Origin of the sequence: Sorangium sp. So ce426 (assembly GCF_051475585.1) — a bacterium.
GTDB lineage: Bacteria > Myxococcota_A > Polyangia > Polyangiales > Polyangiaceae > Sorangium > Sorangium cellulosum_B.
The window spans coordinates 12,317,051-12,332,273 of record NZ_CP150341.1 but is presented as its reverse complement, the minus strand read 5'-3'; the positions used below and the strand labels follow the sequence as shown (position 1 = coordinate 12,332,273).

General features: G+C 71.3%; 11 protein-coding genes. 9 read left to right on the top strand and 2 right to left on the bottom strand.

Annotated elements, in window-relative coordinates; translation table 11 throughout:
- Positions 1 to 503 precede the first annotated feature (503 nt).
- From WMF44_RS46310 to WMF44_RS46290, 5 genes are all read left to right on the top strand, one after another.
- Positions 504 to 2,450: a YgiQ family radical SAM protein gene (locus WMF44_RS46310; RefSeq protein WP_437296438.1), complete on the top strand. Its 1,947-nt coding sequence runs from the start codon at positions 504 to 506 to the stop codon at positions 2,448 to 2,450.
- Positions 2,425 to 3,651, top strand: coding sequence for an aminotransferase class V-fold PLP-dependent enzyme (locus WMF44_RS46305; RefSeq protein ID WP_437296437.1), 1,227 nt, complete (start codon positions 2,425 to 2,427; stop codon positions 3,649 to 3,651). The genes WMF44_RS46310 and WMF44_RS46305 overlap by 26 nt, the downstream gene beginning before the upstream one ends.
- A gap of 33 nt (positions 3,652 to 3,684) precedes the next feature.
- Positions 3,685 to 3,879 carry a hypothetical protein gene (locus WMF44_RS46300; protein WP_437296436.1) on the top strand — a complete coding sequence of 65 codons (195 nt, stop codon included), beginning with the start codon at positions 3,685 to 3,687 and terminating at the stop codon, positions 3,877 to 3,879.
- Positions 3,876 to 4,022, top strand: a complete 147-nt coding sequence (locus WMF44_RS46295) for a hypothetical protein (RefSeq protein ID WP_437296435.1) — start codon at positions 3,876 to 3,878, stop codon at positions 4,020 to 4,022. Before WMF44_RS46300 ends, WMF44_RS46295 begins: the two co-directional genes overlap by 4 nt.
- Before the next feature lie 656 nt (positions 4,023 to 4,678).
- The gene (locus WMF44_RS46290; RefSeq protein ID WP_437296434.1) at positions 4,679 to 7,033 is read left to right on the top strand and encodes a hypothetical protein; all 2,355 of its coding nucleotides are present in this window, start codon (positions 4,679 to 4,681) and stop codon (positions 7,031 to 7,033) included.
- 6 nt (positions 7,034 to 7,039) lie between these two features.
- Here WMF44_RS46290 and WMF44_RS46285 read toward each other — a convergent pair whose 3' ends face one another.
- Both WMF44_RS46285 and WMF44_RS46280 read right to left on the bottom strand, forming a co-directional pair.
- Positions 7,040 to 7,621 carry a hypothetical protein gene (locus WMF44_RS46285; RefSeq protein ID WP_437296433.1) on the bottom strand — a complete coding sequence of 194 codons (582 nt, stop codon included), beginning with the start codon at positions 7,619 to 7,621 and terminating at the stop codon, positions 7,040 to 7,042.
- Positions 7,622 to 7,660: 39 nt separating this feature from the next.
- Positions 7,661 to 8,539 carry a hypothetical protein gene (locus WMF44_RS46280; RefSeq protein ID WP_437296432.1) on the bottom strand — a complete coding sequence of 293 codons (879 nt, stop codon included), beginning with the start codon at positions 8,537 to 8,539 and terminating at the stop codon, positions 7,661 to 7,663.
- Between the two features lie 92 nt (positions 8,540 to 8,631).
- Between WMF44_RS46280 and WMF44_RS46275 the strand changes: the two genes are divergently transcribed.
- The 4 genes from WMF44_RS46275 to WMF44_RS46260 all read left to right on the top strand — a co-directional run bounded on the left by WMF44_RS46275 (position 8,632) and on the right by WMF44_RS46260 (position 15,130).
- A complete protein-coding gene (locus WMF44_RS46275; protein WP_437296431.1) occupies positions 8,632 to 10,497 on the top strand; it encodes a bifunctional homocysteine S-methyltransferase/methylenetetrahydrofolate reductase in 1,866 nt (621 codons plus the stop codon).
- Positions 10,498 to 10,572: 75 nt separating this feature from the next.
- On the top strand, positions 10,573 to 13,236 hold the full coding sequence (locus WMF44_RS46270; RefSeq protein WP_437296430.1) for a M1 family aminopeptidase: 2,664 nt from the start codon (positions 10,573 to 10,575) through the stop codon (positions 13,234 to 13,236).
- A 44-nt stretch (positions 13,237 to 13,280) separates the two neighbouring features.
- A complete protein-coding gene (locus WMF44_RS46265) occupies positions 13,281 to 14,069 on the top strand; it encodes an enoyl-CoA hydratase-related protein (protein WP_437296429.1) in 789 nt (262 codons plus the stop codon).
- A gap of 113 nt (positions 14,070 to 14,182) precedes the next feature.
- Complete coding sequence (locus WMF44_RS46260; protein ID WP_437296428.1) at positions 14,183 to 15,130, top strand: hypothetical protein; 948 nt, start codon at positions 14,183 to 14,185, stop codon at positions 15,128 to 15,130.
- Positions 15,131 to 15,223: the final 93 nt, after the last annotated feature.

Sequence of the window (15,223 nt, the reverse complement as noted above, 5' to 3'; positions counted from 1 at the left end):
AGATGTTTGACGCGGAGGGCATCATCTGGTCGTGATTCCACATATTATTTTTACGAACCCTCTTTCCGGGTCGTTTTGGAACCCTCCCCCACGCGCAAAAACCACTTGTTTTGAAGCGTTTTTTGATGAGCTCACCAGCGACTGACGCGGAGTGGAGCGCCGCGGCCCGCCGCGGTGGTGCGTGGCGCGAGCCAGCCCTCATGTCGCGTCCGGAGATCGGATGCTCCGTGACCAGAAGCCGTGACCTGCTGGCCGGGTATCGTGCAAGTTGTGCGTTTTTCCCGGGAAAACGCGGGCTGCGCCCTCCCGCCGGCCCCCCGCGCGCCGGCCTCGGCCGCGGCCCGGCGGGGCTCCCCCGGCGCCGTCACGCCGTCACCCGTCCAGCCGTCGCCCACCCGTCGCCACCCGTCGCCCACCCGTCGCCACCCGTCGCCCACCCGTGGCTTCCCCGCCGGGGCCGCCCCCTTGCCGCCCGCTCTCCCGGCCCGTAGGGTGACGGCGCCGTGCCCCTCACCCAGCTCCGCCGAAGCGCCGGCGCCGCCCCCCGCGACCTGACCGCCTTCCTGCCGACGACCCGGGAGGAGATGCGCGCGCGGGGCTGGGACGCGCTCGACATCCTGCTCGTCAACGGCGACGCCTACGTCGACCACCCCGCGTTCGGCGCCGCGATCATCGGCCGCTTCCTCGAGGGGCGCGGCTTCCGGGTCGGCATCGTCTCCCAGCCCCGCTACCAGGACACGAGCGACCTCCTGCGGATGGGCGTACCCCGGCTCATGGTCGGGGTCACCGCCGGCAACCTGGACTCGATGCTGAACAAGCTCACCGCGCAGAAGAAGGTCCGCAGCGAGGACCAGTACTCGCCGGGCGGGCAGGTGGGCCTCCGCCCCAACCGGGCCTCGATCGTCTACGCGAACCTCTGCCGCCAGGCGTTCCCGGGCGTCCCCATCGTCCTCGGCGGCATCGAGGCGTCGCTCCGGCGCATCGCGCACTACGACTACTGGTCCGACCAGGTCCGCCGCTCGGTCCTGCTCGACGCCAAGGCCGACATGCTCATCTTCGGCATGGGCGAGAAGGCCGTCTGGGAGGTCGCTGATCGCCTCCGGCGCGGCGAGCCCGTCCGGTCGATCCGCGACGTCAGGGGCACCGCCGTCCCCCTGCGCAAGGGCGAGTGGGAGCAGATCGAGGGCTCGCGCTACGTCGCCGACGGCAAGGCGGTGATCCTCCCGAGCTACGAGGAGGTGGCCGCGGACAGGGGCGCCTTCGCGGAGATGTCGCGCGCGTTCCAGTTCGAGACGAACCCCGGCAACGCCCGCCCGCTGCTCCAGGCGCACGGCGCCGAGGCGGTGTACTTCAACCCGCCCGCGTTCCCGCTGGAGACGGGCCAGATGGACGCGCTCTACGACCTGCCGTTCACGCGGGTGCCGCACTGGTCGTACGACGCGCCGATCCCCGCGTACGAGACGGTGAAGCACTCGGTCGTCACGATGCGCGGCTGCTTCGGCGGCTGCACGTTCTGCTCGATCACCGAGCACGAGGGGCGGGTCATCCAGTCGCGCTCGGCGGACAGCATCCTGCGCGAGGTGCGGGCGCTGCGGCGCATGGACGGCTTCCGCGGCGTGCTCAGCGACCTCGGCGGGCCGACCGCGAACATGTACCAGATGCGGTGCAAGGACGAGGCGATCGAGAACGCCTGCCGGCGGCTCTCGTGCGTCTTCCCGGAGGTCTGCGAGAACCTGAACACCGACCACGGCCCGCTGCTCAAGCTGATGAAGGCGGTGCGCGAGGAGCAGGGGATCAAGAAGGTCTTCATCGCCTCGGGCGTGCGCTACGACCTCGCGGAGCGGTCGCCCGAGTTCATCGAGGAGCTCGCCGCGCACCACACGGGCGGCCAGCTCTCGGTCGCCCCGGAGCACAACAAGAAGGACGTGCTCGACAAGATGAAGAAGCCGGGCATCGAGAGCTACGAGCGCTTCGCCGAGCAGTTCCGGTGCGCGAGCGAGGAGGCCGGCAAGAACCAGTTCCTCGTGCCCTACTTCATCTCGGGGCACCCCGGCTCGACGCTCCGGGACATGGTCGACCTCGCGATCTACCTGAAGAAGAGCGGGATGAGGCCGCGCCAGGTGCAGGATTTCATCCCCACGCCGATGTCGATGGCGGCCTGCATGTACCACACGGGGATCGACCCGCTCACGCGGGAGCCGGTGTACACGGCGAAGGACCTGCGCGAGAAGAAGCTCCAGAAGGCGCTGCTCCTCTACTGGGACCCGGCGCACCACGACGAGGCGCGGGAGGCCTTGATCAAGGCGGGCCGGGGGGATCTCATCGGCACGAAGCCGCACTGCCTCGTGCCGCCGGCGGCCGGCAAGGGGGCGCCGCCGCGCTACCTCGCCAAGGTCCGCGGGGAGCGCCGGGGGAAGCCAGCCGATGCGACACACCGCCGAAGTCGATAGGGATCGGGCGTTCACCGCGAAGCTCGGCGATCGCGGGCTGTTCCCGCACCTCGCGCCGCTCGTCTACGTGAACCACGCGGGGATCTCGCCGCCGTCGCGGCCGGTGCGCCTCGCGATGATGGCGCTGCTCGACGACTACGCCGCGCAGGGGGCGGCCGCGTTCCCAGCGTGGTACGCGCAGCGGCTCCGCCTGCGGGAGAAGCTCGGCCGGCTCATCGGCGCGGCAGCCGAGGACATCGCGCTGGTCCAGAGCACGACGCGCGGGCTCACGGACATCGCGCTGTGCGTCCCCTGGCGGCCGCGCGACCGGGTGATCCTCTTCGAGGGGGAGTTCCCGGCCAACGTGACCCCGTGGCAGCGCGCGGCCGCGATCTTCGACCTGGAGGTCGTCTTCCTGCCGCTCGGCGGCTTCGCGGACGGCAGCGGCTCGGGCCTCGCCCGGCTGGAGGGCGAGCTCGAGCGCGGGGCGCGGCTCGTCGCGGTCAGCGCCGTGCAGTTCCAGACGGGGCTCAGGATGCCGCTCGAGGCGATCGGCGCGCTCTGCCGCGCGCACGGCGCCGAGCTCTGCGTGGACGCCGTGCAGGCGGCCGGCGCGACGCCGGTGGACGTGGAGGCGGCCGGGGTCGATTACCTCGCGTGCGGCGGCCACAAGTGGCTGATGGGCCTGGAGGGCACGGGCTTCCTCTACATCCGCCGCGAGCGCCTGCCGTCGCTGCGGCCCGCGGTGGCGGGCTGGCTGAGCCACGAGGACGCCGTGAGCTTCCTGCTCCAGGGCCCGGGCAAGCTCCGGTACGACCGGCCGATCCGGCAGCGCGCCGACTTCGTCGAGAGCGGCAACCTCAACGCCGCGGGCTTCGCCGGGCTCGAGGCGGCGGTGGACCTCATCCTGCAGATCGGGGTCGAGCGGATCCACGAGCATGCGAACCGGTTCCTCGATCCGCTCGAGGAGGCGCTCCGGGAGCGCGGATGGGAGAGCCTGCGGCCGGGCGATCCGGCGCTGCGGGGCTGCTCGCTCGGGGTGAGGCCGCCGGGCGGCGCCTCGGTGGTCGAGCTGTACCGCGAGCTCACCCGCCTCGGGATCGCCTGCGCGATCCCGGACGGCGTGCTGCGCTTCTCGCCGCACTGGCCCAACGCGCTCGACGAGTGGGAGCAGGTGCTGCTGTCGACCGACGAGGCGCTCGGGCGGATCGCGACGAGGTGAGTCGGCCGCGCGCGCGGCGCGTCGTCCGATCCCATGATGACCATGATACGGCACAAGCACCTCAAGTTGGACCAATCCAAGATTGATCGTGCCCAAAAGCTCCTCGGCGCGAAGACGGAGCAGGAGACGATCGAGCGGGCGCTCGATCTCGTCCTCGGCGAGGAGCCGTTCCTGAAGGTCCACCGGCGCGTCAAGGCGGTCGGCGGCTTCGAAGATGCTCTTCGATGATCCTCCGGAAGGTGCTCCTCGATAATGATGTGTTGATCGCGCTCTCGGCACGTGCTCTCGGCGCCACCGTCCTGACAGCCGACGAGGACTACGATGCGATTCGCGCTGTCCTCGACTTCAAGCTGGAGCGGATCGTCGCCTGAGCGCGCCTCGGCGGCGCTGCCCGCTGAGATCCTCACCCGCACCGTCCCGATCGGGATGTCGTTATCCGTTCTGTCGACATGTCGCATTCCGTACTGCGGCTGTCTGACATTCACACATTGCAGGGCCCACCTTCACACCACGACCTATCGAGGCGGCGCCCTCCCTCCCTCACGTCATCGATGCTCGCCCTCCTTGACACGCGCGAAACCGAAGAGGACGATGAGAACGGCAAATAAGGACGGGACCGTCCTTCACGTGACTTAACCATCCGCGTGCGCTCGTGCGCTGGCGGGCTCCGCAAGGCGCTCGACAGAAGCGAGCCGCTGTGGACTGCCTTCCAATTCAAGCTCGGGTCATTGGCTCCGGCGCCGCACACGCCGCCGGTCCGTCAGGGTTTACCACCGACAGGGAGAGCCACATGCCGCGTCATCGAACATCCATTCATGCACTCTGGTTCTGCATCACCGCCGTCACGTCGTGCAGCGCGGAGGTTGATCCAGCGAGCACGGACAGCGCCGAGGAAACTCGGCCTCACGGGCAGCAGGGGCCCGACGCCGCGTCCCTGGAGCGCCGCGCGGCGTTCATCGCGACAGTTCAGAGACAGGCGTCTTCTGCGTACAATGTAAGCCTCAACACGGCGGTCGCGCGCGCCGGGGTGAGCGCTCTGAATCCGGCGCACGGCTTCCTCTCCGAGTTCACGTCGGCCGGCGTCGCCGTGACCCGGCAGGGCTCGGAGAAGGCGGGTCGAATCACGATGAAGCTCGCGCGTTATGGCTGCGAGGGGGAGCTCGTCCCCCTGGACGTCGCGGCCGAACCGCGCGGATCAAACAACCGCGTCGAGCTCAGGCACCTAGCCCGGTCCGCGGGCCTGAGCGTCACGGAGTGGTACCTGAACGGCCCCCTCGGGCTGGAGCAGGGCTTCTCCCTGGATTCGCCGCCTCCATGCCGTCGCGACGGCGAAGGCAAGGTGGAGCTCGAGATCGCGCTCGGGGGCGATCTCTCGCCGGAGCTATCGGAGGACGGCCAGTCGGTGGCGCTCTTGGACGAGGCCGGCACGGCCGTGCTGCGGTATGCCGATCTCGTCGTTCAGGACGCGCGCGGGAGCGTGCTTCCGGCGGAGATCAAGCTGAGCGACGCGAGCCTCTCGATCGTGGTGGACGACGCCGGCGCGACCTATCCGCTCGAGGTCGACCCGCTCATCGCCACGGAGCAACACGTGCTCTATGCCAGCGATGCCTCGAGCGACGACTATTTCGGCTGGTCGGTGGCCGCCTCGGGGGACACCGCGGTGGTCGGCGCCATGGGCGCCGAAGCAGCGTACGTGTTCGTGCGCGACGGCGCGTCGTGGTCCCAGGCGGCCGTGCTCACCCCCAGCGATGGTCTGCCTGGCGATTTCTTCGGCGTTTCCGTGGCCATCGACGGGGACACGATCGTCGTCGGAAACCGCACGTCGGCTCGCGCCGCCGAGCGCCGCGCCGCGTACGTGTTCGTGCGCAGCGGCGACGCGTGGCATGAGCAGCAAAAGCTCGTCGCGAAGGACAGCCCAGGCGGCGACAGCCGGTTCGGATACACCGCCGCGATATCGGGCGACACGATCATGGTCGGGGCGCCCACCGAGTATGGCCCGGGCGGCGCGTACATCTTCGTCCGGAGCGGCGCCGCGTGGGTGCAGCAGGCCAAGCTCGCCCCCGGCCGCGACGCGCGCAACCAGGGCTACGCCGTCGCCCTGCACGGCGACACCGCGGTCATGGGCAGCGACTGCGACGACGGTTCAAGAGCGCGCTCGTGTCAAGTCTACGTGTTTACCCGCGCCGGCGACGCCTGGTCCGAACAGGCCGTCCTTTACGCGCCCGTCGGAGCGACACCGCATTACAGGTTCGGCGGCTCGCTCTCGTTGAGCTCGGAGACGCTGGCGGTAGGCACCATCGTCTACAATGAGTATGGCCCTGACAGGCTCGCCGCCGTGGTCTTCGCGCGCGGCGAGGGCGCGTGGAAGCAGCAGGCCATGCTGCACTCCAGCGACGTCGATGCTCCGGGCTGGGGCGGCTGGTTTCGCAACGCCAGCGTCGCCGTGTCCGGGGACAGGCTGGTCCTCGGCGGAAGCGACGACGGTGAACAGGGACCGAGGATCTTCGCCAGGGTCGGCGACGTGTGGACGCCGCAGGGCGCGGTCGAGAGCTCCACATGGAACAGGCGGGATGTTCGCGTGGCGCTCTCGGGAGACACGCTGATCGCCGGCACCTGGACCGACGACGCTCGCGGCTTCAGCGCCGGCGCTGCTCATGTCATCCAGCTGCGAGAGGGTCCGCCGCCTCACCTCGTGGGCGCCCGCGCCTTCGTCGATCACGCCGCCGACAAGCCATTTGTGCTCGACAACCCCGACACCAACAGGTTCGGGACGCCGAGCAGCATCAACTGGGCGAACTTCACCGGGACCACGCAGGGCGCGTCGCTGTTCACCCTGTCCCTCCTGCATGAGGATCCCACGCTGACGACCTCGATCCTCCGCGGCTGGTGGGGTTCCACGAGCCCCACGTCCGCGAGCCTGTACGGCCACGTGGTCGCCGGGAACCACTTCAAGCGGATCTCGAAGATCGGCGACATTCTGCCCGGCGATCTGCTGGTCATCAACTACACGGACGGCGGCTCGGGACACACGGCGATCGTCGATGCGCACCCGACCGCCATCGCGCCGGCCATCGAGCCCGTCGTCTCCGGCACGACGCAGTATTCGCTCCGGATCATCGACTCGACGAGCACCGCCCACGGATGCGCCACGGACCCGGGCACGGGAGACACGCGATGGGTCCCGGCCGATCCCACCAGGCCGTGCCGCGCCGGGAGCACGGACGGGGGGGCGGGCAGGGGCACCATGCGCCTTTACGCCGTCTCCCCGGGCCAGGCGAACGCCGGGGACCTCACCGGCTACAGCTGGAGCCTCACGTCGGGCTCCGCGTACTTCCCGCAGTCCGGCGCGCGGCCCCACGTGATCGGCCGGCTCGTCCGCTGACCTCGCTCACCGCCCCCGCTCGTAGTCGAGCGCGGCCTTCTCCACGACGTCCCAGTCCCGCGCGGCCCGCTCGGCCTCGGCCACGAGGTCCGCGGTGAACAGCGTGAGCCCCCAGATGCCGTTGTCGCGCCGCCGGAACGGGTACCGCGTGCCGCGCGCCGTCTCGACCGTGGCCCGCTCGCCCGTCACCTCCACCTTGCCGATGCCGGACAGGTCGCGCCGGAGGCGCGCGACGAAGCCCTGCTTCGTGGCCATGTCGACCCACACGTCCGCCCCGTCCTCGGCCATCGCGTGCGCGCGGTACTGCTCCAGCAGGCGCGCGCGCTCCGCCTCCGGATAGCTCGCCTCGATCCGCTCGCTCGCCTTCCGCCGGTAGTCGCGGATGGTGTACGCCGCGTGCTGCGCCCGGTCCTCGAGGTACGCGAAGCACGCGCGCGGATCGTTGACGCCGATGCTGTTCGCGATGCGGAGATAGGCGCCCTCGGGCGTCGTGTCCGGCGGAAACCGGCCGAACTTGACCACGACGAGCACGAGGGCCAGCGCGCCGACGATGGCGGCGCCCCAGGCGATGGCACGGCGACGGGTCATGTCCGGCTCATCTCTCGCTCTCTCGAACCGCCCGGCACGCTAGTCGATGTGCCCGCCGAACTGCAGATACAGGGACGCGACCCGATCCCTGTCGAACGCAGGCCCGAGCGGCTCGTCCAGCGCGAGGAGCAGGCCGGCCCGCATGAAGAAGCTCTTCTGGCTGTCGTACACGAAATACGGCAGCAGCGAGACCTGCCCCCGGTCGGCGTAGACCGACGACGGCACCCACACCGTCTGGAGCGCCACGCCGCCGCCGAACCCGGAGCGGCTCTGGAGCTCGGGCTCGACCTTGGCCTGGAACACCGCCTCGAGATCGTCGGAGTCGTCGATGAAGCCGCGCCGGACGCCGTCCCCCACCGGGATGAAGAACGTGAGGTCCCCGCCCGCCCGGAGCACGAACGACCTCCCGAAGCGGTACTCGATGCCGCCCAGGCCGCCGACCGGGAGCGAGTTCGCCGCCCACAGGTGCAGATCGTACCAGGCCATCGCCAACGCGCTGTAGCCCCTGGCCACGTGCCAGTCGATGCCGTCGGCCGCGCCGAGCGGCAGCCCGGCGCGGCCGCCCGCGTACCAGGTGAGCTTGCGGGCAATGTCCGAGTAGTAGATCGTGAACGTCGGGTTGCCGAGCGCGGCGCGCGACTGGCGGTCGAGATCCTCGGCGTCTCCGGGGCCGTCGAACGAGAGCGCCAGCGGGAATTTCAGGTTGATGAACAGATCCGGCGTCGGCTCGAACTGCACGAACGGGACGGCGGCGAGCGACGTGCCGTAGAAGCGGGCGCTCCACATGTAGAGATCCACGCCTGCGTCCGAGCGGTGCACCGGCGGATGCCAGGCGCGCGCCTCGGACGGGGCGGCGAGGAGCGGAGCAGCGGCGGAGACCGCCAGGGCGAATGCTTGAAGCCATCGGGGCGTGCTCATCTCGAGAACTGCCCTACCGAGATCCGCGCCGCGCCGTCAACCGCGTCGAGCCCCCCTTCCTGAGAAGCCGGAGCGCCCCTACGATGCGCCCCATGTCCCGCACGAGACCAGAGGCCCCATTCCTCGACGCGCTCCGGCGTTCGATCCTCGTGTTCGACGGCGCGATGGGCTCGCTGCTCTACGAGCGCGGGGTGTTCGTCACCCAGAACTTCGAGCAGCTGAACGTCGCGCGCCCCGATCTCGTGAAGAAGATCCACGCCGAGTACGTCGCGGCGGGCGCGAACGTCATCGAGACGAACACCTTCGGCGCGAACAGGTTCCGGCTCGAGCGGTACGGGCTCGTCAACGAGGTCCGCAACTTCAACCTCGCGGGCGCGCGCCTCGCGCGCGAGATCGCGGGCGGCGACGCGTACGTCGCCGGCTCGATCGGCCCGACGGGGCTCGTGCCCGGCGTCGCCACGCGCGACGACCTCGCCGCCGCGTCAGCAACGTTCACCGAGCAGGCCGGCGCGCTCGCCGAGGGCGGCGCGGACCTCCTGATCCTCGAAACATTTCGCCACCTCGACGAGATCAAGCTCGCCATCGACGCGGCGCGCTCGGCCGCGCCGGGGCTCCCGCTCCTCGCGTCGATGACGTTCGACACGAGCGGCGTCGCGGCGGACGGCAGCGAGCCGGAGCGCGTCGCGCGGACGCTGCGGGACTGGGGGGTCGAGCTGCTCGGCGTCAACTGCGGCGACGGCCCGCAGCTGTCGCTCGCGATGGCGGAGCGGATGGCGACCGCGGGGCTCCCGCTCTGCGTGCAGCCGAACGCGGGCCTGCCCCGCACGGTCGACGGCCGCCAGCTCTACATGGCGACGCCCGAGTACTTCGACGTCTTCGCCCGCCGCATGATCCAGGCCGGCGCGGCGATGATCGGCGGCTGCTGCGGGACGACGCCGGAGCACGTCCGGTGGATGGCCAAGTCGGCCCGCATGCTCCGGGGCGGCGCCGCGCCCGAGGCCGCCGCGCGCCCGCACATCACGATGGACGCGCCCACGGGGCTCGAGCCCACGCCGCTCGGCGAGCGGAGCCCCCTCGCGGCGAAGATCGCCGCGGGCAAGTTCGTGGTCTCCGTCGAGGTGAACCCGGCGCCGGGCCTGAACCCCGAGAGCGCGCTGAGCGCCGCGAAGATGCTCATCGACAGCGGCGTCGACGTCGTGAACGTCGCCGACGGCCCGCGCGCCACGGCGCGGATGACGAACCTCGCCTTCTGCTCGCTCCTGGTCCAGCGCTACGGCATCGAGCCGATCCTGCACGTCTGCGGCCGCGACCGGAACCTCATCGGCCAGATGGCGCACCTGCTCGGCGCCCACGCGATCGGCATCAAGAACCTCGTCATCATCACGGGCGATCCGCCGAAGGTCGGCGACTACCCGGAGGCGACCGCCGTCTACGACCTCGACTCCATCGGGCTGCTCCACATGGCGAGCACGATGAACCGCGGCCTCGACCCGGCCGGCAAGCCGATCCCGGGCGGCAAGACGTCGTTCCTGCTCGCCACGGGGCTCGAGCCCGGCGCCCAGGACCTCGACAAGGAGATCGCGCGTCTGGAACGGAAGCGCGCGGCGGGGGCCGACATCATCATGACCCAGCCGATCTTCCACCAGGATCTGCTCGAGAAGGTGCTGCGGCGCATCGAGCACCTGGGGATGCCGGTGCTCGTCGGCGTTCTGCCGCTGGTCAGCCACAAGAACGCCGAGTTCCTCCACAACGAGGTGCCCGGCATGCAGATTCCGGAGGAGATCCGCGAGCGCATGCGCAAGGTGCCGGCCGGCCCCGAGGCGCGCAAGGAGGGGGTAAAGATCGCCCGCGAGATGCTCTTCTCGGTGCGCGACCGGGTGCAGGGGGCCTACCTGATGCCGCCCCTCGGCAAGTACGAGCTGGCGCTCGAGGTGCTCGACGGCCTCAAGACGGGCTGATCTGCCCGGCGGCCCGCCCCCGCGCACGAGTTCTTGCTTGCAGCGCCGGGCGCCGCGCGGGGAAACTCCGCGGAGATGTCCATCGAGTACCGGCTCCACTCGCGCTGCGCCTGCGGCTCCGTGCTGTCGTCGTCCGAGTTCGCGGCCGCGTCGCGGCCCTTCACGCTGGCCGGGACGAGGCGCGTCTACGAGCGCTCGCGCCCCTTCACGATCCGGCACATCGCCCTCGATCTCGCGCTCGACGTCGAGGCGCGCTCGATCCGCGGCACGGCGCGGCTCGACGCGGTCCGCGTCGACCCCGGCGCGCGCGAGATCGCGCTCGACGCGATCGGCTTCGACCTCGAGGCGGTCGAGATCAGCGCCGGGGCCGGCCGCGCCGCGAAGCCCAGGCGCGGCGCGGGCAAGGCGGCGAGCGGCGCGCTCCACCCGGCCGAGCACACGTACGACGGCGAGACGATCCGCGTCGCCGTGCCGCTCGACGAGGCGGAGGTGTCGATCCTGGTCCGGTACCGGGCGACGCCGCGGCGGGGGATCTACTTCCTCCAGCCGGACGAGCACGTCCCCGACCGCCCGCGCCAGGTCTGGACGCAGTGCCAGGACGAGGACGCGCGCCACATCTTCCCGTGCATCGACAAGCCCCACATCAAGCAGACGACCGAGCTCCGCGCGCAGGTGCCGCCGGGCTGGTACTGCCTGTCGAACGGCGAGCTCGTGAGCGACGCGAGATCGCAGAAGGAGGGCGTCTATCACTACCGGCTGGACGAGCCTCACCCGAGCTACCTGTTCACGCTCGTGACGGGCGAGTTCGCCCGCATCGACGACGCGGCGCTCGACATCCCGCTCGCGTACTTCGTGCCGAAGGGGCGCGAGGAGGACGGCCGCCGCACGTTCGCGCGCACGCCGGACATGATCCGCCACTTCAGCGAGAAGCTCGGCGTCAAGTACCCTTTCCGCCGCTACGCGCAGGTGGTGGTGAGCGACTTCATCTTCGGAGGGATGGAGAACACGACCGCCACCACGATGTACGAGCACATCCTGCTCGACGAGCGGGCGGCGCTCGACATCTCGTCGGACGATCTCATCGCCCACGAGCTCGCGCACCAGTGGTTCGGCGATCTGGTGACCTGCCGCGACTGGTCGCATGGCTGGCTCAACGAGGGATTCGCGACGTTCATGGAGCACGTCTATCGGGAGCACCACCTCGGCGCCGACGAGTACGATCACGGCCTGAAGGCCGATCTCGACTCGTACCTTGGCGAGGCGCGCGGGCGGTACCGGCGGCCCATCGTCTGTCAGGACTACGACGCGCCGCTCGACGTCTTCGATCGACACCTCTACGAGAAGGGCGGGCTCGTGCTCCACCTGCTCCGCCGGGAGCTCGGAGACGAGCTCTTCTGGCGCGGGGTGAGCACCTACCTGACGCGCCACGCGCGCGGGGTGGTGGAGACACGGGATCTCGCCCGAGCGCTCGAGGACGTGAGCGGCAAATCGCTGGAGCGCTTCTTCGAGCAGTGGGTCTTCCGCGCCGGGCACCCCGAGCTCGACGTGAAGATCGAGATCGAGGGCGACCAGTGCACCGTGACGGTGAAGCAGGCGCAGGCGGCCGGGCAGCCCAGCCGGGAGCACGCGCTCCAGCCGGACGCCTCGACGCCGCCCGTCTTCGCGTTCGATCTGGTGCTCGATTTCGGCTTCACGGAGGGCAAGGCCTCGATCACGCGGCGCGAGGTGCGGCGCGTGGATCAGGCGGCGCACACCTTCGTCATCCCGCTCCCGCGGCGGCCTCGCTTCGTGGTGGTGGATCCGGACCTCAGGATCCTGGGGGAGGTCAGGGTCGACGCGCCCGGCGATCTCCTGCGGGCGCAGCTCGCCCACGCGCCCACGGCGCGCGGCCGCATGCTCGCGGCGAAGCCGCTCTCGCGGCGCGACGACCCGCCGACGGCGCGGGCGCTCGGGCAGTCGCTCTCGGACGCGAGCGAGTTCTGGGGGGTGCGCGCCGCCGCCGCGGCCGCGCTCGGCGCGCTCCAGTCGAGCGCGGCGTTCGCGCTGCTCGAGGGCAGCGCGGGCGTGGAGCACCCGAAGGTGCGCCGGGCGGTCGCGAGCGCGCTCGGCAGCTTCCGATCGGCGAAGGCGGCGGAGGTCCTCGGCAAGCTCGCCCTGCGCGACGCGAGCTACCTGGTGCAGGCCGAGGCGGCGCGCGCGCTCGGGGCCACGCGGCAGAGCTCGGGGTTCGAGACGCTTGTCGATCTCCTGGATCGCCCCTCGTGGGGCGAGGTCATCCGCTGCGGCGTGATCGACGGGCTGGCCAACCTGCGGGACGAGCGCGCCGTGCCGCACCTGACGGCCCGCACGCGCTACGGCGTCCCGACGCGGGGGCGGCGCGCCGCGATCATGGCGCTGCCGAAGCTCTCCAGCGATCGGCGGACGCGCGAGCTCCTCGAGGAGCTCCTCGATCAGCCGGATCCGTACCTCCGGGTCGACGTCGCGCGCGCGCTGGGCGATCTCGGCGATGGCCGGGCGCGGGGCGCGCTCCAGCGGCAGCTCGACCGCGATCTCGACGGGCGGGTGCGGCGTCGGATCCGCGAGGTCTTGCGCGATCTCGGCGGGACGGGCAAGCGCGAGCTGGATCGGCTGCGGGACGAGCTCGAGGCGCTGCGGCGCGACAACGCGGAGATCAAGGCGCGGCTGGGCAAGCTCGAGGCGGCGAGCGCCAAGGTCAAGAAGGCGGCCGACGCCAAGTGAGCGAGCCTCTTTGCCGCGCCGCCGCGGTCGGCTAGGCAGGCTCCATGTCGGAAGCCACTCCCGTGAAGCTCGACCGGCGCGGCGCGGTCGCGGTGCTCACCATCGATCGGGCGGATCGCCGCAACGCGCTCTCCCGGGACGCGCTGCTCGCCTTCGGCCGCCTCGGGCGCGAGCTCGTGGACGACCCGGAGGTGCGCGCGATCGTGATCACGGGCGCCGGGGACAAGGCGTTCTGCGCGGGCGCCGACCTCAAGGAGCGGCAGGGCATGAGCCCCGACGACGTCCGTCGCCAGGTGGGCCTGTACCGGACGGACCTCGGGGTGCTCGCGCGGAGCCCGAAGCCGGTGATCGCGGCGATCAACGGCGTCGCGTTCGGCGGGGGGCTGGAGCTCGCGCTGATCTGCGATCTCCGGGTGGCGGCGCCGCACGCCGAGCTCGCGCTGCCGGAGACGTCGCTCGGCATCATCCCGGGCGCGGGCGGCACGCAGCGGCTGCCGCGGGTCATCGGCGAGGCGCGGGCGAAGGAGATGATCCTGCTCGGCAGGAGGCTCACCGCGCCCGAGGCGCTCGCCTGGGGCCTCGTGAACCGGGTGTCGCCCGAGGGGACGCCGGTGGTCGACGACGCGATCGCGTGGATCGAGCCGATCGCGAGCGGCGCGCCCATCGCGCAGGCCGCGGCGCTCGGGGCGATCGACGACGGCTATGACGTGCCGCTCTCGCTCGGGCTCGAGATCGAGCGGGTCCACTACGACGAGACGCTGCGCAGCGAGGATCGGCTGGAGGCGCTGCGCGCGTTCGCCGAGAAGCGGAGGCCTGTCTACAAGGGGCGGTGAGGGCAGCGACCGGCGGTGACGGCGCGCCTCCGCCCGATCTGGGAGCGGCCCCGCGGCGCGCGCTGGCCCGGTGGTGAAGCTCGTGCGACCGCCTTCGTGCTAGCCTTGTCCGCATGGATCCCAAGCCGACCGGCGCCGCGCTCCTGCTCGCCCCGGCCGCCCGGGGCGGCTCCGCGGTGAGGTTCCCCCCCGCGGAGCCTCAGCGGGCGCATTTCCCGGCCGTCGATGAGCACCTCGTGGCGCCCGAGGTGACGCGCGACGAGCTGATCCGTGGGCGCAAGGTCGTCGCGGCGCCGGCGCTGGAGCCGCACGCCGAGCAGCAGGTGCGGCTGGATTTCCTGATCGCGCCGCACCTTCGGCCCGGCTACATCGGCGCGGCCGATCTCATCACCCGCGTCGCCGAGGGCTCGGATTTCGCCACCGACCTCTCCATCCGCAGGGCGGGGACCGATCCGGCGACGGGGCGCCGGTATCTGGAGGAGCTCTCGTTCGAGATCGTCAACGAGCAGTCGATGCGGGACGCGCGCGAGAAGGCCGAGGATCTCGTCGCCCGGGGCGTGCGCCGCGTCTTCGCCGTCTTCGTCAAGCGCGACGAGGTCGCCGAGTGGTCGGCGGCCGAGGGGCGGTTCGTGCCGCTCGCGCCTGACGCGACGATCGAGGATCCGTGCTTGGTCCGTCCGGTCCCCGTCCGCGCGTTGCTCGACGGCGCGGCGGCCGAGCGTGAGGTCGTCCGCGCGCTGGAGCGCAAGGGCAATTCCGAGATCGAGGCCATCAAGGCCCGCGAGCGAAAGACAGCGCTCGACGAGGGGCGGCGCGCCGGGCTCGACGAGGGGCGGCGCGCCGGGCTCGACGAGGGGCGGCGCGCTGGGCTCGACGAGGGGCGGCGCGCCGGGCTCGACGAGGGCCAGCGCGCCGTGCTGCTGCGCCAGCTCCGGGCGCGGTTCGGAGAGGTTCCCGAGGCGAGGCGGGAGCAGGTCCTCGCTGCGTCCGGGGAGCGGCTCGCGGTATGGGCCGAGCGGATCCTCACGGCCAGGACGCTGGACGAGCTCTTCGAAGGCTGAAACACCGCGATTCGCGGGCGACTCAGCAGATGCGTCGACATCTCCCTCGCCGAGAATGGCAATTGCAACATTGAATTCGCCTTGATGTTTGAT

What these genes read in the sequence shown, in the direction of transcription:
- WMF44_RS46305 (WP_437296437.1), top strand. Translation starts at nt 2,425, where the DNA reads ATGCGACACACCGCCGAAGTCGATAGGGATCGGGCGTTCACCGCGAAG.
- WMF44_RS46300 (WP_437296436.1), top strand. Translation starts at nt 3,685, where the DNA reads ATGATGACCATGATACGGCACAAGCACCTCAAGTTGGACCAATCCAAG.
- WMF44_RS46295 (WP_437296435.1), top strand. Translation starts at nt 3,876, where the DNA reads ATGATCCTCCGGAAGGTGCTCCTCGATAATGATGTGTTGATCGCGCTC.
- WMF44_RS46285 (WP_437296433.1), bottom strand. Translation starts at nt 7,621, where the DNA reads ATGACCCGTCGCCGTGCCATCGCCTGGGGCGCCGCCATCGTCGGCGCG.
- WMF44_RS46280 (WP_437296432.1), bottom strand. Translation starts at nt 8,539, where the DNA reads ATGAGCACGCCCCGATGGCTTCAAGCATTCGCCCTGGCGGTCTCCGCC.
- WMF44_RS46275 (WP_437296431.1), top strand. Translation starts at nt 8,632, where the DNA reads ATGTCCCGCACGAGACCAGAGGCCCCATTCCTCGACGCGCTCCGGCGT.
- WMF44_RS46270 (WP_437296430.1), top strand. Translation starts at nt 10,573, where the DNA reads ATGTCCATCGAGTACCGGCTCCACTCGCGCTGCGCCTGCGGCTCCGTG.
- WMF44_RS46265 (WP_437296429.1), top strand. Translation starts at nt 13,281, where the DNA reads ATGTCGGAAGCCACTCCCGTGAAGCTCGACCGGCGCGGCGCGGTCGCG.
- WMF44_RS46260 (WP_437296428.1), top strand. Translation starts at nt 14,183, where the DNA reads ATGGATCCCAAGCCGACCGGCGCCGCGCTCCTGCTCGCCCCGGCCGCC.